18 protein-coding genes and 1 pseudogene are annotated in these 19,743 nt (G+C 55.8%); 10 read left to right on the top strand and 9 right to left on the bottom strand.

The genetic code is table 11. From position 1 onward, the window contains the following. Positions 1-222: 222 nt before the first annotated feature. The 3 genes from selB to ACSZPU_RS03890 all read right to left on the bottom strand — a co-directional run bounded on the left by selB (position 223) and on the right by ACSZPU_RS03890 (position 4,153). Positions 223-2,064, bottom strand: coding sequence for a selenocysteine-specific translation elongation factor (selB, locus tag ACSZPU_RS03900; RefSeq protein ID WP_498995670.1), 1,842 nt, complete (start codon positions 2,062-2,064; stop codon positions 223-225). Then, positions 2,061-3,449 carry an L-seryl-tRNA(Sec) selenium transferase gene (selA, locus tag ACSZPU_RS03895; protein WP_498995669.1) on the bottom strand — a complete coding sequence of 463 codons (1,389 nt, stop codon included), beginning with the start codon at positions 3,447-3,449 and terminating at the stop codon, positions 2,061-2,063. The genes selB and selA overlap by 4 nt, the downstream gene beginning before the upstream one ends. A 95-nt stretch (positions 3,450-3,544) precedes the next feature. Further along, a complete protein-coding gene (locus tag ACSZPU_RS03890; protein ID WP_498995667.1) occupies positions 3,545-4,153 on the bottom strand; it encodes a glutathione S-transferase in 609 nt (202 codons plus the stop codon). A gap of 533 nt (positions 4,154-4,686) precedes the next feature. Between ACSZPU_RS03890 and ACSZPU_RS03885 the strand changes: the two are divergent. The 3 genes and pseudogenes from ACSZPU_RS03885 to mtlR all read left to right on the top strand — a co-directional run bounded on the left by ACSZPU_RS03885 (position 4,687) and on the right by mtlR (position 8,543). Continuing rightward, positions 4,687-6,597: pseudogene (locus ACSZPU_RS03885) on the top strand (PTS mannitol transporter subunit IICBA). 210 nt (positions 6,598-6,807) lie between these two features. Continuing rightward, positions 6,808-7,956 carry a mannitol-1-phosphate 5-dehydrogenase gene (mtlD, locus tag ACSZPU_RS03880; RefSeq protein WP_498995664.1) on the top strand — a complete coding sequence of 383 codons (1,149 nt, stop codon included), beginning with the start codon at positions 6,808-6,810 and terminating at the stop codon, positions 7,954-7,956. Then, positions 7,956-8,543 (top strand): mannitol operon repressor MtlR, encoded by a 588-nt coding sequence (mtlR, locus tag ACSZPU_RS03875; RefSeq protein ID WP_498995714.1) that lies wholly within the window; start codon positions 7,956-7,958, stop codon positions 8,541-8,543. Before mtlD ends, mtlR begins: the two co-directional genes overlap by 1 nt. Before the next feature lie 11 nt (positions 8,544-8,554). Here the strand turns inward: mtlR and ACSZPU_RS03870 are convergent, their stop codons facing one another. After that, entirely contained in the window at positions 8,555-8,785 is a 231-nt protein-coding gene (locus ACSZPU_RS03870; protein WP_498995661.1) for a hypothetical protein, read from the bottom strand. Between the two features lie 137 nt (positions 8,786-8,922). On the opposite strand from ACSZPU_RS03870, the gene ACSZPU_RS03865 reads away from it, so the two are divergent. From ACSZPU_RS03865 to trmL, 4 genes are all read left to right on the top strand, one after another. Beyond that, complete coding sequence (locus ACSZPU_RS03865) at positions 8,923-9,285, top strand: YibL family ribosome-associated protein (RefSeq protein ID WP_498995658.1); 363 nt, start codon at positions 8,923-8,925, stop codon at positions 9,283-9,285. A gap of 307 nt (positions 9,286-9,592) precedes the next feature. Then, a complete protein-coding gene (lldR, locus tag ACSZPU_RS03860; RefSeq protein ID WP_498995656.1) occupies positions 9,593-10,369 on the top strand; it encodes a transcriptional regulator LldR in 777 nt (258 codons plus the stop codon). Next, positions 10,366-11,553: an FMN-dependent L-lactate dehydrogenase LldD gene (lldD, locus tag ACSZPU_RS03855; protein ID WP_498995654.1), complete on the top strand. Its 1,188-nt coding sequence runs from the start codon at positions 10,366-10,368 to the stop codon at positions 11,551-11,553. The genes lldR and lldD overlap by 4 nt, the downstream gene beginning before the upstream one ends. A 181-nt stretch (positions 11,554-11,734) precedes the next feature. Beyond that, positions 11,735-12,208 (top strand): tRNA (uridine(34)/cytosine(34)/5-carboxymethylaminomethyluridine(34)-2'-O)-methyltransferase TrmL, encoded by a 474-nt coding sequence (trmL, locus tag ACSZPU_RS03850; protein ID WP_498995651.1) that lies wholly within the window; start codon positions 11,735-11,737, stop codon positions 12,206-12,208. Between the two features lie 104 nt (positions 12,209-12,312). Here the strand turns inward: trmL and cysE are convergent, their stop codons facing one another. The 5 genes from cysE to ACSZPU_RS03825 all read right to left on the bottom strand — a co-directional run bounded on the left by cysE (position 12,313) and on the right by ACSZPU_RS03825 (position 15,601). After that, complete coding sequence (gene cysE / locus ACSZPU_RS03845) at positions 12,313-13,134, bottom strand: serine O-acetyltransferase (protein WP_498995648.1); 822 nt, start codon at positions 13,132-13,134, stop codon at positions 12,313-12,315. Positions 13,135-13,316: 182 nt separating this feature from the next. After that, the gene (gene gpsA / locus ACSZPU_RS03840; protein WP_498995646.1) at positions 13,317-14,336 is read right to left on the bottom strand and encodes an NAD(P)H-dependent glycerol-3-phosphate dehydrogenase; all 1,020 of its coding nucleotides are present in this window, start codon (positions 14,334-14,336) and stop codon (positions 13,317-13,319) included. Beyond that, positions 14,336-14,803 carry a protein-export chaperone SecB gene (gene secB, locus ACSZPU_RS03835; protein WP_498995644.1) on the bottom strand — a complete coding sequence of 156 codons (468 nt, stop codon included), beginning with the start codon at positions 14,801-14,803 and terminating at the stop codon, positions 14,336-14,338. Before secB ends, gpsA begins: the two co-directional genes overlap by 1 nt. 97 nt (positions 14,804-14,900) lie before the next feature. Then, positions 14,901-15,152: a glutaredoxin 3 gene (grxC, locus tag ACSZPU_RS03830; protein WP_498995641.1), complete on the bottom strand. Its 252-nt coding sequence runs from the start codon at positions 15,150-15,152 to the stop codon at positions 14,901-14,903. A 17-nt stretch (positions 15,153-15,169) separates the two neighbouring features. Next, positions 15,170-15,601, bottom strand: a complete 432-nt coding sequence (locus ACSZPU_RS03825) for a rhodanese-like domain-containing protein (protein WP_498995638.1) — start codon at positions 15,599-15,601, stop codon at positions 15,170-15,172. A 246-nt stretch (positions 15,602-15,847) separates the two neighbouring features. Between ACSZPU_RS03825 and gpmM the strand changes: the two genes are divergently transcribed. From gpmM to ACSZPU_RS03810, 3 genes are read left to right on the top strand one after another with little or no spacing between them, the layout of a single operon-like run. Beyond that, positions 15,848-17,392, top strand: a complete 1,545-nt coding sequence (gpmM, locus tag ACSZPU_RS03820) for a 2,3-bisphosphoglycerate-independent phosphoglycerate mutase (RefSeq protein WP_498995636.1) — start codon at positions 15,848-15,850, stop codon at positions 17,390-17,392. A gap of 9 nt (positions 17,393-17,401) precedes the next feature. After that, positions 17,402-18,667: a murein hydrolase activator EnvC gene (envC, locus tag ACSZPU_RS03815; protein ID WP_498995634.1), complete on the top strand. Its 1,266-nt coding sequence runs from the start codon at positions 17,402-17,404 to the stop codon at positions 18,665-18,667. A 3-nt stretch (positions 18,668-18,670) separates the two neighbouring features. After that, positions 18,671-19,603 (top strand): divergent polysaccharide deacetylase family protein, encoded by a 933-nt coding sequence (locus ACSZPU_RS03810; RefSeq protein WP_498995631.1) that lies wholly within the window; start codon positions 18,671-18,673, stop codon positions 19,601-19,603. Positions 19,604-19,743 lie beyond the last annotated feature (140 nt).

The following is a 19,743-nucleotide window of genomic DNA, read 5'->3' as shown; positions in this document are numbered from 1 at the left end:
CTGAGTAGTTGCAGGCCGCTATGCTAGCAGACTGCGGGCAACGGGTCATTGCGGCCTGTGTAAACGAGGACATTTCTTGTGCGTTTCTGTCTAAGTGTCGAGGCATGTTCCCCCCCCTCACCCTAGCCCTCTCCCTCAAGAGAGAGGGAACCGATCGAGCGCACAGTATGTTTCATCGCTCGGTCGTAGCCCCGTTAAGCGTAGCGCCACCGGGGATTCTTATTACTTCGTAAACAATGCTTTATCGCGCAAGACGTGGTCATTGCCGCGACGGCGGGTAAAGCCGATACGGTCAAAATACTCCAGGATCTGAATCGCCAGCTTGCGTCCGACGTTGAGGGTGTCGCGGAAATCCGCCGCGCTGGTGGAGCCGTGAATCGGATCGCGGTCGCGGATCATACTGGCGAACGCGACAATCCGATCGTTGCGGTAATAACGATCTTTGACGATCGCCGTTATCAGCCCTTGCTGTGCCGCCTGGCGCAACACGCTGCGCATCACCTGCTCATCGGCACCGGTTTCCCGCGCTAAATCGCGCACCCACCAGGGTTCATCACCAAACAGCGATTCGGCGCGCTGCCAGATGGCGGCCTGCTCGTCGGTAAAGCCCGCTTTGTGATCAGGCAGATGCAGCCAGCCATGGTGACTGCGGATCGCCCCGCCGTCGCGCATCTGTTCAATTAGCGTGAGTACCAGCGCTTCGTCTTCCATCGGCAGCGCCATACGGCGTAAACGCTCGCGGCCAGGCCCGGGTTCATCCGCATGCTGATCGTGATACTGAGCCAGCGTGGCGAGTAATTTACGCTGCCAGCCTGCGGCCACCGGCGCACTGAGCAGATTGTCTCCTGCGCGGATAAAACCCGGTTCGTTCACCAACGCCTCAAGCCCGGCGTCATTTAACTGCCGCGCCCAGGCAAACGCCGGCAGGTTCACCGCCCCGCGTTGCAGATGTACGGCCAGCGCCTGCGCATCGCTTTCTGTTACCGCCAGTGTGCCAATCCACTGCTGATACTCCGGTTTACGCTTGCCGCGACGCGGTGGGTTCAACGCCACTACACGCGCGCCTGCCAGCGTTTCACGGGCAGAAATATCCCGCAGCACCAGCCTGTCGTTATCCGCTAACCACAGCGGCGTATCAAGCACCAGCTCTGCCAGGTTGTTATCCAGTAACGACACGCGCCCGGTAATATGGCTGGCGGCATGATGAATATGCAGCGGTTGCCACTGGGTCAGCGGCGTATGGGTGTGCAGCGCCACTATCACTCGCTCAGAAGGTTCGGGTGGTGTGACGCAAAGCAGCCAGTCGCCTCGGGTCAAATCATCTTTTTCCGCATCACCGGCAATATTCAGGGCAATACGCTGCCCGGCGTGCGCCCACTCGGTCGGCTGATTCTGCGCATGCAGGCTACGTACGCGCATCGGCTTACTCGCCCCGGTGAGCCACAGCGTATCGCCCACGCGCACGTCGCCCGACAGCGCGGTTCCTGTCACCACCAACCCCGCGCCTTTCACCGTAAACGCGCGGTCGACTGCCAGACGAAAACGCTGATGCTGTGGATGGGCACGCGCAGACAGTTGCAGTAGGTGCGCGCGCAGTTCGTCAATGCCGCGTGATTCGGTCGCAGCGGTGACAAAGAACGCCGCATCCTGCCAGCCAAATTCGCTCAGCGTCGCCAGAACGTCCTGACGCACCGCATCAATACGCGCCTCATCCACTCTGTCGGCTTTGGTCAGCGCGACCGTCAGCGCCGGGTTACCCGTCAGTTGCAAAATCGCCAGATGCTCGCGGGTTTGCGCCATCACGCCATCGTCGCAGGCCACCACCAGCAATGCGTGGTCGATACCGCCCACGCCTGCGAGCATATTGGAGAGAAATTTCTCGTGACCCGGCACATCAATAAAGCCCGGCACACTGCCATCCGGCTGTGGCCAATAGGCATAGCCGAGATCGATGGTCATGCCGCGCGCTTTCTCTTCCGGCAAACGGTCGGCATTCACGCCGGTAATCGCCTGCAACAATGTCGTTTTGCCGTGGTCGACGTGTCCGGCGGTGGCAATAATCATTTCAACAGCATCTCCAGAAATCGGGGTTCATTCTCAAGACAACGTAAATCCAGCCACAGGCGCCCATCATAGATACGCCCCAGCACCGGCTCTGGCAGATTACGCCATGATGCTGCGAGGGCTTCCAGACGGCGACCGCTGCCGTCACGCGGGGTAAAGGTCAGCGCGGCACTGGGCAGCCTGTCCACCGGCAACGAACCGCTGCCAATTTGTGATAAACAGGACTCAACGTGCAGGTCAAATTCGTCGTAATGCCCGGACAGCACTTTGGCCAGCCGCAATGCCTGCTGGCGAATCTCTTCCGGGTGACGCGTCAGCAGACGCAGGGTCGGTAAAGTGTCGCGCAGTTTTTCCGGGTGCAGATACAGGCGCAGCGTCGCTTCAAGCGCCGCCAGGGTCATTTTGTCCGCCCGTAGCGCACGCTTGAGCGGGTGGCGCTGCAACTTTTCAATCAGCGCTTTTTTCCCAACGATAATTCCGGCCTGCGGGCCACCAAGCAGTTTGTCGCCGGAAAAACTCACCAGGCTCACCCCGGCGGCAATCAGCTCCTGCGGCATTGGCTCTTTTGGCAAACCATAGCGACTTAAATCCACCAGCGAACCACTGCCCAAATCGGCAATCACCGGCACATTCAGCTCGTTACCCAGCGTCACCAGATCCGCTTCATCTACCGTTTTGGTAAAGCCTTCAATGTGATAGTTGCTGGTATGGACCTTCATCAGCAGCGCGGTATTGTCGTTCACCGCCTCGCGATAATCTTTCGCATGGGTGCGGTTAGTGGTGCCGACCTCCTGCAGAATGCAGCCCGCCTGGCGCATGACATCCGGAATCCGAAACGCGCCGCCAATTTCCACCAGCTCACCGCGGGAGACCACCACCTCTTTGCCGCTGGCGGTGGCTGCAAGCATCAACAGCACCGCCGCCGCATTGTTATTGACGATGCAGGCATCCTCCGCACCCGTCAGGCGGCACAGGAGCTCGGCCAGAGCCTGGTCGCGGTGCCCGCGTCCGGCGTCATCCAGCGAATACTCCAGCGTCACGGGTGAACGCATCGCCTGCGCGACGGCATCAATCGCCGCTTCCGCCTGTAGCGCACGCCCGAGATTGGTGTGCAGCACCGTGCCTGTCAGGTTGATAACCGGACGCAGCGCGCTGGCACTTTCATCCATCAGGCGCTGATATGTGGCCTGTGCCCAGTCGCGACACCAGGCGGGCAAGGCCTGCACCTGGCGAATGTCATCACGGGCTTCATCCTGCAACTGGCGCAGTATTTCCGCCACGCGGCTATGACCGAACTCGGTCAGTAAAGGAGTGAACGCCTCATCACGTAACAGGCGATCGGTCGAGGGGATCTGGCTGTAAAGCGAGTGATTTTCCGTTGTCATGAAATGGCCTGGCTGAGGGTTGCCCCCTCCCGCCAGGAGAGGGGTCGACATGAGGGGATTGTACAGCGAGTTGGTTCAGGCTGACATAACGGGCATCAATCCTTTGGCGGTTCTGTGCGCGCAAAGCTTTCACGCTGAAAGAGATTTTCCACCAGCTTGACCAGCTGTGGCCGCTCAACGCACCAGCCGGGGGAGACACGGCGGAAATTGAGGTAACCAATGGCACAGGCAATAGCAACGGTAGCGAGGTTCATCTCATCAACACGTAGCGCCCCTTCGTTGATATAGCTCTCCAGGGTGTCGAGGCCGCGACTGATTTTCTCACGCTGGCGTAAGAGTTCCGTTTCCGACTGCTGCTCAACCGGGCGCGCCTGCTCACGTACAGAAACCAGCCCCGCATCCATAATGCCGTCCGCCAGAGCTTCAATCTGACGAATTTTCAGCGCGGCTTTAGGGTCAGCCGGCAGCATAGCCGGTGCGATGCCCAACAGTTCGATATATTCGGCAATGATCGGCGAGTCGTACCACACGTCACCTTCATCGGTGACTAGGGCCGGCACTTTTCCCAACGGGTTGTAGTGGGCCACCCCGTTGATGGCGTTGTAGGGCTGTTCATTCACAAATTCGAAGGTGATGCCCTTCTCCAGCAGGATGACCGATATTTTTCGCACAAAGGGGCTGGTATAGCTGCCGATGAGTTTCATTGCCTTCTCCTTTTTGCCAACAAAACATTAAGTATGTACTACCCGGACCAAAGCGCGCGCAGACTGTTTCATAAATGTGAAAACTCCGCTGACTATATTGAGCATCGCGTCCAGCGCGGCGCTGAAATTGAAAGGGAATTACAGAGGGTCAGGATAGCGAAAACCACAGTTTGCGACCGATCACACTCGGAAAACTCCTGGCGAAAATATCTTGTGATGAAGATCACAAACAAACAACAAACCCGAAGCTAACAATTGTGATTAACATCACATTAACAGCCATGTCGCGGTGAATTTTTCACCTTTGTTCTTTTTTACACACTCCTTTTGTGATGCAGATCACTACATTGACTGGCATACCCCCAGCATTAACGTGATCTACATCACATAAAATGGCGCCATCTGGACAGTTCGTCGATTCGGTGCGAGATTTCGCAGCACAGATCATGGGTCCGGCTACCTCTGCCGCCACGTTAACAACAAAACCTCGGGCTTCCGGCCTGTGAGATAGCAAACATAAGAAGGGGTGTTTTATGTCATCCGATATCAAGATCAGAGTGTAAAGCTTTGGTCGCTTCCTCAGCAACATGGTAATGCCAAATATCGGCGCGTTTATCGCGTGGGGTATTATTACCGCATTGTTTATTCCTACAGGATGGTTACCAAACGAAACGCTGGCGAAGCTCGTCGGCCCAATGATTACTTACCTGCTGCCGCTGCTCATCGGTTTTACCGGTGGTCGTCTGGTGGGTGGCGATCGCGGTGGTGTGGTTGGTGCAATCACAACAATGGGTGTTATCGTCGGTGCTGATATGCCGATGTTCCTGGGTGCAATGATCGCCGGTCCTCTGGGCGGCCTGTGCATCAAGAAATTTGACGCCGCTGTAGACGGTAAGATCAAATCCGGTTTCGAAATGCTGGTGAATAACTTCTCCGCTGGCATCATCGGTATGATCCTGGCGCTGCTGGCGTTCAAAGGCATCGGTCCTGCGGTTGAAGTGCTGTCCAAAGTGCTGGCTGCTGGCGTTAACTTCATGGTTGCGCACGACATGCTGCCGCTGGCGTCCATCTTTGTTGAACCGGCGAAAATCCTGTTCCTCAACAACGCCATCAACCACGGTATCTTCTCGCCGCTGGGTATTCAGCAGTCTCATGACCTCGGCAAGTCTATCTTCTTCCTCATTGAAGCAAACCCGGGTCCGGGTATGGGCGTCCTGCTGGCGTACATGTTCTTCGGTCGTGGTAGTGCTCGTCAGTCTGCTGGCGGCGCGGCTATCATCCACTTCCTGGGTGGTATCCACGAAATTTACTTCCCGTACGTGCTGATGAACCCACGTCTGCTGCTGGCCGTAATCCTCGGCGGTATGACTGGCGTGTTCACTCTGAGCGTGCTGAACGGTGGTCTGATATCTCCGGCTTCCCCGGGTTCCATCCTGTCCGTACTGGCAATGACGCCGAAAGGCGCTTACTTCGCTAACATCGTGGCTATCTTCGCTGCGCTGATCGTCTCCTTTGTTATCTCCGCGATTCTGCTGAAAACCAGCAAAGTCAAAGAAGAAGACGAAGACATCGAAGCCGCTACCCGTCGTGTACAGGACATGAAGGCACAGTCTAAAGGCGCTACTCCGCTGGCAGCTGGCGACGTGACCAACGACCTGAGCCACGTACGTAAAATCATCGTTGCCTGTGATGCCGGTATGGGTTCCAGCGCAATGGGTGCAGGTGTACTGCGTAAGAAAGTCCATGATGCCGGTCTGACCAACATCTCTGTGACCAACAGCGCTATCAACAGCCTGCCGTCTGACGTTGACCTGGTGATTACTCACCGTGACCTGACCGAGCGCGCTATGCGTCAGGCGCCTCAGGCACAGCACATTTCACTGACCAACTTCCTGGACAGCGGCCTGTATACCAACCTGACTGAACGCCTGGTTGCAGCACAGCGCCACGCGGACAACAGCGTAAAGGTTCAGGCCAGCTTGCAGGATAGCTTTGATGCTGGCGACAGCAACCTGTTCAAGCTGGGTGCAGAAAACGTGTTCCTGGGTCGTACTGCAAGTAACAAAGAAGAAGCCATCCGTTTTGCCGGTGAGCAACTGGTAAAAGGCGGTTATGTTCAGCCGGAATACGTTGACGCGATGCTGGAACGCGAAAAACTGACCCCGACCTATCTGGGTGAGTCCATCGCTGTACCGCACGGCACCGTTGAAGCGAAAGATCGCGTGCTGAAAACCGGCGTAGTATTCTGCCAGTATCCGGAAGGTGTTCGCTTCGGTGAAGAAGAAGATGACATCGCACGCCTGGTTATCGGTATCGCCGCTCGCAACAACGAGCACATTCAGGTGATTACCAGCCTGACCAACGCGCTGGATGATGAAACCGTTATCGAGCGTCTGGCAAATACCAGCAGCGTTGAAGAAGTACTGACTCTGCTGAAAGCATAATGTTCGAATTATCCCAGGAATAATTCGGGTGGCAGGAAGGCAGGCAACACCACACATCCAACAGGATGTGTGAGGAAGCCAACCCACCTGTCACCTGAACCAAAAAGCGGATATACCTCTCCCTTTGGGGAGAGGGTTCGGGTGAGGAGAATTTTACGTGGTTCCTCACCCCAGCCCTCTCGGGTAAAAACATTGATGAAGGTTAAGACTATGAAAGCATTACATTTTGGCGCAGGTAATATCGGACGTGGCTTCATCGGCAAACTGCTGGCTGACGCGGGGATTACGCTGACATTCGCCGATGTGAATCAGGTGGTTCTCGACGCCCTTAATGCCCGTCATAGCTATCAGGTACATGTTGTTGGTGAAAATGAGCAGGTCGACACCGTTTCCGGTGTTAACGCTGTAAGCAGCATCGGTGATGACGTCGTTGAACTGATTGCCTCTGTGGACCTGGTAACTACCGCTGTTGGCCCGGTTGTGCTGGAGCGTATCGCCCCGGCCATCGCCAAAGGCCTAGCAAAACGCAAAGCGCAGGGCGTAGAAGCGCCGCTGAATATCATCGCCTGCGAGAACATGGTGCGCGGCACCTCTCAGCTGAAAGGCCATGTGTTTAACGCGCTGGCAGAAGAAGATAAAGCGTGGGTTGAAGCCCATGTTGGTTTTGTGGATTCCGCAGTAGACCGCATTGTTCCACCTTCTGAATCTGCGACCCACGACCCGCTGGAAGTGACCGTAGAAACCTTTAGCGAGTGGATTGTCGACAAAACTCAGTTCGTTGGCGACCTGCCAAACATCCCGGGCATGGAGTTAACCGACAATCTGATGGCGTTTGTTGAGCGCAAGCTCTTCACGTTGAACACCGGGCATGCTATAACCGCGTACCTTGGACAACAGACCGGTCATCAGACCATTCGCGACGCCATTCTGGATGACAGCATCCGTGCAGTGGTGAAAGGCGCAATGGAAGAGAGTGGCGCGGTTCTGATCAAGCGCTACGGCTTCGATGCAGCCAAACACGCCGCGTATATCGAAAAAATCCTTGGTCGTTTTGAAAACCCATACCTGAAAGATGATGTTGAGCGCGTAGGCCGTCAGCCGCTGCGTAAACTGAGCGCAGGCGATCGTCTGATCAAGCCGCTGCTCGGCACGCTGGAATACGGTTTACCGCACGCGAACCTGGTCAAAGGTATCGCCGCTGCCATGCATTACCGCAGCGAACAAGATCCGCAGGCGCAGGAATTAGCGACCTTAATTGAAGAAAAAGGCCCACAGGCCGCGCTGGTGCAGATCTCTGATCTGGACGCAGCAAGCGACGTGGTAGCCGAAGCTGTCAACGCATACAACGCAAAGGCATGATGCCGAATATGGCGCGGGACATCCCGCGCCTGTTAACAAGATTGTCAGATATGCAGGCAATAATGGAACTAACACAGGCTTTCGAAAACCGTGTGCTCGAGCGTCTGAATGCTGGCAAAACCGTACGAAGCTTTCTGATTGCCGCCGTCGAGTTGTTGACCGAGGCGGTGAATATTCTGGTGCTTCAGGTCTTCCGCAAAGACGACTATGCAGTGAAATACGCTGTAGAGCCGTTGCTTGACGGAGATGGACCGCTGGGCAATTTATCCGTGCGCTTAAAACTGATTTATGGGCTTGGCGTTATTAGCCGGCATGAGTACGAAGACGCGGAATTGTTGATGGCGTTACGTGAAGAGCTGAACCACGACGGCACAGAATACTCCTTCACCGATGATGAGATTCTGGGACCGTTTGGCGAATTACACTGCGTGGCGGCGCTGCCGCCAACGCCACCCTTCGATAATAGCGACCCCGACCTGTTCGCTATGCAAAAACAACGCTACCAACAGGTCGTTCGTTCAACCATGGTGCTGTCCCTGACCGAGCTGATTTCCCGAATCAGCTTGAAAAAAGCGTTCCAGAAATAAGCTCGCCGGGTTTATGCTCCCGGTTGTTCTGCCTCTTCTTCCTCAGCACACGCGGGCCGATAAAGTTTCCGATAATGTTCCAGTCGCTCCCGGTACATCTCGATTTTTTCCGCGGGGATGTCGTCAGGAACGCGGTCCAATTTACGTTTATGTGCCAGATACTCACGAAACGCCTGGCTGGAAGCCATAAAATCGATCGCTTTGTCGATGATTTGCGGGGTGTTGTCACCTAACTTAGCCATTTTCTCATCTCCTTTTCGCTCAACCGTAAAGATAAGATGGACCGACATGCGGGATACTTTTAGTGTTTCCGTGCTTTTCTGGGGTTGTTCGCCGCAATGCGGTATCCTTATATTTTAATCCACTGAAACACATTCCTATGAAAGAAGTTGAAAAGAACGAAATTAAACGCCTGAGCGACCGCCTCGACCTCATTCGCCACCAGCAGGCTGCTTTATCTCTGGTTGAATCCGCCGAAAAGTACGCGGAGCTGGAGAAAGAAAAAGAGACTATCGAAGCTGAAATCGAACGTCTGCGCGGCCAGTACAGCCAGAAGCTCAGTAAAGAAGCGCAAAAGCTGGTGAGCATGCCGTTCAAGCGCGCCATCACCAAAAAAGAGCAGGCCGACCTCGGCAAGCTGAAGAAAAGCGTGCGTGGCATTGTGGTTGTGCACCCGATGACCGCACTGGGCCGCGAGATGGGCCTCAAAGAGATGACAGGTTTTTCGAAGACCAATTTCTGATCTCCTCCCCTTCTTAACCGAAGGGGATCCCTTTTTCTCCGTAAAAATCCATCCCATCAGGCGTAATCGGCGCAGGAAGTTTGAGCACTGCCCAGGTTCAAACTGGCAAGCAAGATAGCCTGATGGAATGGATTTCAAGTGGCCCTACCACTTTACGCATTAATGCGTGTCACTTCACACCCCGCAAAATCACATAAAATTAACATTGCCATTACAAAGCAGCCAATTAACCTTGTGCTTATGCGTTGTGCTGCTGGTAACTGGCAGTACCACTTTTCCCCCGAATTTGACTGACACGGAGCAGACCATGACCGCGATTGCTGAACGGCTTTCTGAGGATGTTGCCCGGCGAATCAGAACGCTTATTCGTGAAAAAGGGCTCGAGGCGGGCATGCGTTTGCCCTCTGAGCGGCAGCTGGCTTTACAGCTTGGCATCTCCCGTAATTCCCTGCGGGAGGCGATCGCCAAACTCATCAGCGAAGGGGTTCTGCTGAGCCGACACGGCGGTGGCACCTTTGTGCGCTGGCAGCATGAAGCCTGGTCAGAACAGAGCATTGTGCAGCCGCTTAAGACGCTGCTGGAAGACGACCCGGATTACAGCTTCGATATTCTGGAAGCACGCCATGCAATTGAAGGCAGTACCGCCTGGCATGCGGCCTTACGCGCCACGCCCATCGAGAAAGAAAAAATCCGCCTCTGCTTTGAAGCCACGCTGGTCGATGACCCGGATTTAGCGTCGCAGGCGGACGTGCGGTTTCACCTCGCCATTGCTGAGGCCTCGCACAACATCGTCCTGCTACAAACCATGCGCGGCTTTTTCGATCTGCTGCAAAGCTCGGTTAAACAAAGCCGCCAGCGCATGTACCAGGTTCCACCCGTCTTTACCCAGTTAACCGGGCAGCACCGGGAAATTATGGATGCCATTTTCGCGGGTGATGCCCAGCACGCGCGCGACGCCATGATGGCGCACCTCGGTTTTGTCCACACCACGATTCGTCAGTTTGATGAAGACCAGGCGCGCAGCGCGCGCATCACTCGCCTGCCCAATGAACGGCACACGCATCCCTTTGGAGACCCAGCATGATCATTTCCGCCGCCAGCGACTACCGCGCTGCCGCCCAACGCATTCTGCCCCCTTTTCTGTTCCACTACATCGACGGTGGTGCCTACGCAGAGTACACGCTGCGTCGAAATGTGGAAGATTTGGGCCAGGTTGCCCTGCGCCAGCGGGTGCTGAAGAATATGTCAGCGCTGAGCACGGAAACCACGCTGTTTAACGAGAAGCTCTCTATGCCCGTCGCACTGGCTCCCGTGGGGCTCTGCGGCATGTACGCGCGTCGCGGTGAAGTCCAGGCGGCAGGCGCGGCGGATGCGAAAGGGATTCCGTTTACCTTATCGACCGTTTCCGTCTGTCCGATTGAAGAAGTGGCCCCCACCATCAAACACCCAATGTGGTTCCAGCTGTACGTCCTGCGCGATCGCGGATTTATGCGCAATGCGCTGGAGCGTGCGAAAGCGGCGGGCTGCTCCACGCTGGTTTTCACCGTTGATATGCCGACACCAGGGGCGCGTTATCGCGACGCGCACTCCGGCATGAGTGGACAAAACGCCGCACTTCGCCGCTACTGGCAGGCGGTGACCCATCCACAATGGGCGTGGGATGTGGGTCTTAATGGCAGGCCGCACGATTTAGGCAATATCTCGACTTATCTGGGTAAACCCACCGGGCTTGAAGATTATATCGGCTGGCTGGCGACCAATTTCGATCCGTCCATCTCCTGGAAAGACCTTGAGTGGATCCGGGAATTCTGGGATGGCCCGATGGTGATCAAAGGGATCCTCGATCCGGAGGATGCGCGGGACGCGGTACGCTTTGGCGCAGACGGGATAGTGGTGTCTAACCACGGTGGCCGTCAGCTTGATGGTGTGCTCTCTTCCGCCCGCGCGCTGCCCGCCATTGCCGATGCGGTTAAAGGGGATATCGCCATTCTGGCGGATAGCGGCATTCGTAACGGGCTGGACGTGGTACGCATGATTGCGCTGGGCGCAGACACTGTGCTGCTGGGCCGTGCGTATCTCTACGCGCTGGCGACGCACGGCCGTGCCGGGGTGACAAACCTGCTGAATCTGATCGAAAAAGAGATGCGGGTGGCGATGACCCTGACCGGGGCGAAATCCATCAGTGAAATCAGCAAAGACTCGCTAGTACAGGAGCTGAATAAACTTCCGGCGGCGCTGGCACCGTTGTCGCACGGGGATGCGGCTTAAACCAGTGCCTTTCCCCTCACCCTAACCCTCTCCTCAGAGGGGCGAGGGGACTGCATCGTGCGGTTTGCTATATTTCACCGCCCGGAGCTGCCGGGTGTTCTCCCTCTCCCTTTTAGGGAGAGGGCCGGGGTGAGGGTCAGGAAAAATTCTGCTATCCTGCCCCCGCTATCAAGGGGGCAGCATGTTAAACATCGTTTTATTCGAACCAGAAATCCCACCCAATACCGGGAACATCATTCGCCTATGCGCCAACACGGGCTTTAGCCTGCATATCATCGAACCCATGGGCTTTACCTGGGATGATAAGCGACTGCGTCGTGCCGGGCTGGATTACCACGAATTTACCGCCGTGAAGCGCCACCACGACTATGCAGCGTTTGTTGAAGCCGAGAAGCCGGAGCGTCTGTTTGCCCTCACCACCAAAGGCACGCCGACACACAGCGCGGTGAGTTATCAGGACGGGGATTTTCTGATGTTTGGTCCGGAAACGCGCGGCTTGCCTGCCACTATTCTGGACGCGCTGCCGCCACAGCAAAAGATTCGCATTCCGATGATGCCGGACAGCCGCAGCATGAACTTGTCTAACGCGGTATCGGTCGTGGTGTATGAAGCCTGGCGCCAGTTGGAATATTCTGGCGCAGTATTGCGTAGCTAAGTCAGCTTTCTCCCGGAGGCGGCGCGTAGCGCCTGTCCGGGCTACCAGACAGCGCTCGGTTTTGTAGCCCGGACAGATGCGTAGCATCGCCTCCGGGCAATAAATCAAATGCCGTCGCCGTACTCGAACCCGTGATTAATCCCATTAAAATGCTGATCCATATCCATCGCGGGTTTGTCTGATTCCGGCTTGCCGACAATACGTGCCGGAACGCCTGCGGCGGTGGTATGCGGTGGTACGGGCTGCAAGACCACGGAGCCCGCGCCAATTTTCGCGCCGCGCCCCACTTCGATATTGCCGAGGATTTTCGCCCCTGCGCCAATCATCACCCCTTCACGGATTTTCGGGTGGCGGTCGCCGCTGGTTTTGCCGGTACCGCCCAGCGTCACCGACTGCAGAATTGATACGTCGTCTTCAATTACCGCCGTTTCACCCACCACGATGCCGGTTGCATGGTCGAGCATGATGCCGCGACCGATTTTTGCCGCCGGGTGGATATCGACCTGAAAGGTCACCGACACCTGATTCTGCAGGAAAATCGCCAGCGCACGACGGCCCTGGTTCCACAGCCAGTGGCCAATACGATAGGACTGGAGCGCATGGAACCCTTTCAGGTAAAGCAAGGGCGTGGAATATTTATCTACCGCCGGGTCACGCGTGCGCACCGCCTGAATATCGCAGGCTGCCGAGGCGATCATCTCCGGATCGGCCGCATAGGCCTCTTCGACCACTTCACGAATCGCGATGGCAGGCATGATGGATGACGCCAGCTTGTTGGCCAGCATATAGCTCAGCGCGCTGCCCAGGTTTTCATGCTTGAGTAACGTTGCGTGGTAAAAACTGGCCAGCATCGGCTCACAGTCCGCCAGCGCCCGGGCTTCGGCTTTAATATTATTCCAGACCAGATCCAGTTCTTCACACGGCATTGCTTACTCCAGACGTAATAAGTTCAGCCAGTCACGGCTTAACTGGCTGAGGACATAAACACAAAATCATTCTTGCTCCGTCGCGACGGCAAGGCTGGAAATCCCCAGGAGCTTACATGAGTAAGTGACCAGGATGAGCAGCCGAAGCCAACAAAGAGGCAGCATGAAGGATGAAGTGTGTGCTAAATATTGCTGCGCTCGTCCTTGCGCGCGCGACCTAATAAGGTCAATGCTGCCTCGCGCGCATTTTTTCCGCAATACAATACCTGATAAATTTCCTCGGTTATTGGCATTTCGACGCCAAAACGATGCGCCAGGGCGCGAACTTCTTTGGTATTGCGGTAGCCTTCGACAACCTGACCAATCTGGTCCTGGGCCGTTTGCACGTCCATTCCCTGGCCAAGCGCCATGCCGAAACGGCGGTTGCGCGACTGGTTATCAGTACAGGTCAGCACCAAATCCCCTAAACCCGCCATGCCCATAAAGGTGGCAGGATCGGCACCCAGCGCCGCGCCCAGACGCGACATTTCGGTCAAACCGCGGGTGATCAGCGCCGTACGGGCGTTAGCACCAAAACCGATACCGTCAGACATGCCTGCACCAATCGCAATCACGTTCTTCACCGCGCCGCCAAGCTGCACGCCAATGAAATCCGGATTGCTGTAGACGCGGAAGCTTTTGCCACAGTGCAAAAGCTGCTGGAGATCGTCGGCAAACACCGGGTCAGTCGACGCCAGAGAAATCGCCGTTGGCAAGCCTGCCGCCAGCTCCTTCGCGAAGGTTGGACCGGAGATAACCGCCAGAGGGATCGCATCGCCCAGTACTTCACGGGCGACATCCTGCAACAGGCGCCCCGTCTCGGCTTCCAGACCTTTGGTGGCCCAGACAATACGCGCATCGCTGCGCATCAGCGGTTTAATCTGCTGCAAAACGTTGCCAAACACATGGCTTGGGACCACAACAAGAATGTTGCGGCTCATCGCCAGCGCGGTCGCCAGGTCGCTTTCCAGCTGCAGCGTATCGGGGAAAGGCACATCGGGAAGGAAGGCCACATTGCAACGAACATGTTGCAGCGTCGCGATGTGCTTCGGGTCATGGCCCCAGAGAACGACCTGGTGGCCATTTCTTGCCAGTGTGATGGCAAGAGCGGTGCCGTAAGAGCCGGCACCGATCACAGTCATTTCAGCATTGCGTGCGTTCATCAGGCATCCTGATGTTGTTCAGCACCTTCGCCAGACTGCTGTTGCAGATAGTTCATGAACAGCGCATCAAAGTTAACCGGCGCAAGGTTCAGTTGCGGGAAAGTACCGCGGGAAACCAGGCTGGTGATGCACTCACGCGCGTAAGGGAACAGAATGTTCGGGCAATACGCACCGAGGCAATGAGCCATCTGGGTACCATCAATGCCTTCGATGGAGAAGATGCCGCCTTGCTGTACTTCACACAGGAAGCCAGTTTCTTCGCCCAGGGAAGCGGTAACGGTAACACGCAGTACCACTTCGTACACGCCGTCAGCCAGCTGAGTGGATGCAGTATCCAGATCCAGCTTCACTTCCGGCTGCCAGTCTTTCTGAAACACGTGCGGAGCATTCGGTGCTTCAAAAGAGATATCTTTAGTGTAGATGCGTTGAATCTGGAAAGTCATTTCAGTGTTATTTTGTTCTGACATGTCTAAAAACCCTTAAGTGTTGTCCTTGATACGCTTTAATCTTCAGGCTGCCTCTGTTTGTCGGCCTTGATGCAACGTGAATCACTTCGTCTATGCATTAACGCAACAGCGGATCGAGCCCACCGCGCGCGTCCAGCGCATGTAAATCATCACAGCCGCCAATGTGCTGTGCATCGATAAAAATCTGCGGTACCGTCGTGCGGCCACTACGTTGAATCATCTCTTCACGTTTAACCGCGTCCCCATCGATCGGCAGTTCTTCAAAAGAAACGCCTTTGCTGCTCAGCAGCGCTTTTGCGCGATGGCAAAACGGACAGGTTGCTTTGGTGTAGATCTCAATATTGGCCATGACTGTTCCTCTGAATATTACTTACCACGTACCAGCGGAAGATTCTCGCCGCTCCAGCCCGCGATGCCTTCTTTGAGCACGAACACCTGCTCAAAACCGGCTTTGGTCAGTGCGTTAGCAGGTTCCTGAGCCTGCATTCCGGAGCCGTCCACGACGATAACCGGTTTGCTTTTGTGTTTCTCAAGTTCACCTACATTATTGGCTTTGATTTCAGTTGGCAGCAAATTCACTGAACCTGCGATATGACCTTTTCGGAAATCATCGCGCTGGCGCAAGTCCACGATCACGGCATCTTCTTTGTTGATAAGACGCGTCGCTTCACCGCGAGTGATCACTTTCACTTTCGAGGCAAAGCCTTTGAAGGTCATGAACAGCACCGCCCCCAGTAATACAATCCAGGCGAGGCAAAGTATGGGGTGGCGACTAACAAATTGCATAATTTCTTGCATGGGGGGTAACAGCTCCCGAATCAGTGATGAAAAACCAGGAAAGGAGTATACCTGTGCGCTGTAGCAAATACAGCCAGCGAGCGTAATGGAATGCATTTTCTGCGGACTGTTACGAAAAAAATTCATCAACGCCGTGAAATCCTACCCTCGTGCGGCGGTATTCTTTGATCTTCTGCGGCTATTTTATCGATTCAGCTGTAGTAAAATTACGCAAATTTTTTTGTCTTTGAGCATGAGGTTGTCGCAATGTCGGTTTCTAAAAAACCTATGGTACTGGTGATTCTGGATGGCTACGGCTACCGTGAAGACCAGCAGGATAACGCAATTTACAGCGCAAAAACCCCCGTTATGGACGCATTGTGGGCCAAACGTCCGCATACTCTGATTGATGCTTCCGGCCTGGAAGTCGGCCTGCCGGATCGTCAGATGGGCAACTCCGAAGTGGGTCACGTCAACCTGGGCGCGGGCCGCATCGTGTATCAGGATTTGACCCGTCTGGATGTTGAAATCAAAGAGCGTACCTTCTTCACCAACCCGATGCTGGCGGGCGCGGTGGATAAAGCCGTTGCCGCAGGCAAAGCCGTGCACATTATGGGTCTGCTGTCTTCTGGCGGCGTTCACAGCCACGAAGACCACATCCTGGCAATGGTAGAACTGGCCGCTGAACGCGGTGCAGAAAAAATCTACCTGCACGCTTTCCTGGATGGCCGCGATACGCCGCCGCGTAGCGCTGAATCCCCACTGAAACGCTTTGAAGACAAGTTTGCCGCACTGGGCAAAGGCCGCGTAGCGTCTATCATTGGCCGTTACTTCGCGATGGACCGTGACAATCGTTGGGATCGCGTAGAACAGGCTTATGACCTGATGACGCTGGCAAAAGGTGAATTCCAGTTCGCCACCGCCGTTGAAGGTCTGGCAGCAGCTTATGCCCGTGATGAAAACGACGAATTCGTGAAAGCCACAGTGATCCGCGCAGAAGGCCAGGCCGATGCGGCAATGGAAGACGGGGACGCCCTGATTTTCATGAACTTCCGTGCTGACCGCGCGCGTGAAATCACCCGTGCCTTCATCAACAGCGATTTCGACGGTTTCGCGCGTAAGAAAGTGCTGAATCTCGACTTCATCCAGCTGACCGAATACGCCGCAGACATCAAAGCACCTTGCGCTTACCCGCCTGCTTCCCTGGCGAACACTTTTGGCGAGTGGATGGCGAAGAAAGACAAAACTCAGCTGCGCATTTCCGAAACGGAAAAATATGCGCACGTGACGTTCTTCTTCAACGGTGGCGTGGAAGAACCGTTCCCGGGCGAAGACCGCATTCTGATTAAATCCCCGAAAGTGGCGACCTACGATCTGCAGCCGGAAATGAGCTCTGCAGAGCTGACAGAAAAACTGGTTGGCGCTATCACCAGCGGCAAATACGACACCATCATGTGTAACTACCCGAACGGCGACATGGTCGGTCACACCGGTGTGATGGAAGCGGCAATCAAAGCGGTTGAAGCGCTGGACCACTGCGTTGAGCAGGTCGCAAAAGCGGTCGAATCCGTTGGTGGCCAGTTGCTGATCACCGCTGACCACGGTAACGCAGAGCAGATGCGTGACCCGGCAACCGGCCATGCACACACCGCGCACACCAACCTGCCAGTGCCGCTGATTTACGTTGGTGACAAGGAGCTGAAAGCCGTTGAAGGTGGCAAACTTTCCGATATCGCGCCGACCATGCTGACCCTGATGGGCATGGAAATCCCGAAAGAGATGACTGGTAAGCCGCTGTTCATCGTGGAATAATCGCTCCCCATGAGGGGAAAGGCGATTTTTTCTGTCACATTGGCCGCAGTCCGGCCTTTGCTTTGCGCCAGCGCTTTTAGCGCTGGAGCATTGTTGTGCGCCTTTTCTGCCCACGCGGATGACCGCGACCAGTTAAAATCCATTCAGGCGGATATCGCCGCAAAAGAACGCGACGTACGCCAGCAGCAACAGCAGCGCTCCGGCCTGCTTGCGCAACTGAAAGCGCAGGAAGTCGCCATCTCCGCAGCCGCACGTCAGTTACGCGAAACACAGAACACCCTCGCCCAGCTCAATAAGCAAATCGATGCCACGAACGCATCCATCGCCAAACTGGAAAAGCAGAAAGCGACGCAAGAGCATAATCTTGCCGCCCAGTTGGATGCCGCTTTCCGCCAGGGCCAACACACCGGTATTCAGCTGATCCTCAGTGGTGAAGAAACCCAGCGCGGGCAGCGCCTGCAGGCCTATTTCGGCTACCTGAACCAGGCACGGCAGGAGACCATTGCGCAACTTAAGCAAACGCGCGAAGAGGTCGCTACGCAGAAGGCGGAGCTGGAAGAGAAGCAGAGTCAGCAGCAAACGCTGATGTATGAACAAAAAGCACAGCAGGCGAAGCTTGAGCAGGCGCGCAACGAGCGTAAGAAAACTCTCGCCGGGCTGGAGTCATCCATTCAGGAAGGCCAGCAGCAGTTAGGTGAACTGCGGGCGAACGAATCTCGTTTGCGCGATCGCCTGGCCCGTGCCGAAGCCGCAGCCAAAGCGCGCGCCGAGCGTGAAACTCGCGAAGCCCAGGCCGTGCGTGAAAAACAGCAGGATGCATCCCGTAAAGGCACCACCTACAAACCTACCGAAGGCGAACGCTCCCTGATGTCCCGAACGGGCGGACTGGGTGCACCATCCGGCCAGGCTTTCTGGCCTGTTCGCGGTCCGTTGCTACATCGTTATGGCGAACAGCTGCAGGGTGAGCTACGTTGGAAAGGGATTGTTATCGGTGCGTCTGAGGGTAGCGAAGTCAAAGCCGTGGCCGACGGGCGGGTGATTCTCGCCGACTGGCTGCAGGGATATGGCCTGGTGGTCGTGGTTGAGCACGGCAAGGGCGATATGAGTTTGTACGGCTACAACCAGAGCGCGCTGGTGAGCGTAGGCGCGCAAGTCCGCGCCGGCCAGCCGATAGCCCTTGTCGGGAGCAGTGGCGGTCAGGGTAGACCTTCACTTTATTTCGAAATTCGCCGCCAGGGTCAGGCGGTCAATCCACAGCCGTGGTTGGGAAGATAAGTTTTGCTTCAATTTCGTCGCGTATTTATTGTCGCTGCCAGTCTACTGGCTTTTTCCGTGCCAGCGTTTGCCGGCAAACTCGCCATTGTCATTGATGATTTCGGTTATCGGCCACAGACCGAAAACCAGGTCATTGCCATGCCTGCGCCGGTCACCGTTGCCGTGCTGCCAAACGCGCCGCACGCAAGGGAGATGGCCACCAAAGCCCATAACGCCGGGCATGAAGTCCTGATTCACCTGCCTATGGCCCCCTTAAGCAAACAGCCGCTGGAAAAAGATACCCTACGCCCGGATATGAGCAGCGCGGAGATTGAGCGCATCATCAGCGAAGCGGTAAGCAAAGTGCCGTATGCCACCGGGTTAAATAACCATATGGGCAGCGCCATGACCTCCAGCCTGATTGGTATGCAGAAGGTGATGCAGGTTCTGGCACACTACGATCTCTACTTTCTGGACAGCATGACCATCGGCAACAGCCAGGCGATGCGTGCCGCGAACGGCACGGGCGTGAAAGTCATCAAACGCAAAGTGTTTCTTGATGACACGCAAAACGAGAGCGACATTCGCTATCAGTTTAATCGTGCCGTGGATTTAGCGCGGCGTAGCGGCTCTGCCATTGCCATCGGCCACCCGCACCCGACAACCGTGCGCGTGCTGCAACAAATGCTCTACAACCTGCCTGCGGATATCACTCTCGTGCGTGCGGGAAGTCTGTTGAATGAACCACAGGTCGACACCTCAACGCCGGGCCAGACGCCGCCTAATCAGCCACCGCGTAACCCGTTCCGGGGCGTGAAACTGTGCAAAGCGCCGCATAAACCTGAACCGGTCTATGCCAGCCGCTTCTTTACGGTCGTGAAGGACAGCATCAGTGAGAGCACGCTGGTGAAATATGTCACGAATGAGTGGCAAGGCTGGGGGAAAAAACACCCCTAAACCGTGCGGGTGTTTTTCTTCTCTTCGGCCACAACGGTTTTTTCCTCGCTGTGGCCGTTATAAGGAAGGTGCGATTTAATCGTCAATTATGAGAACATAACCCTTTCTTTGACATAGACTTTTCACGATGCCCGCTCTTG

Origin of the sequence: Phytobacter sp. V69, assembly GCF_965644215.1 — a bacterium.
In the GTDB taxonomy this organism is placed as follows: domain Bacteria; phylum Pseudomonadota; class Gammaproteobacteria; order Enterobacterales; family Enterobacteriaceae; genus Phytobacter.
Note: the sequence above shows the minus strand (reverse complement) of the source record. Positions and strands in the feature narration are given on the sequence as shown.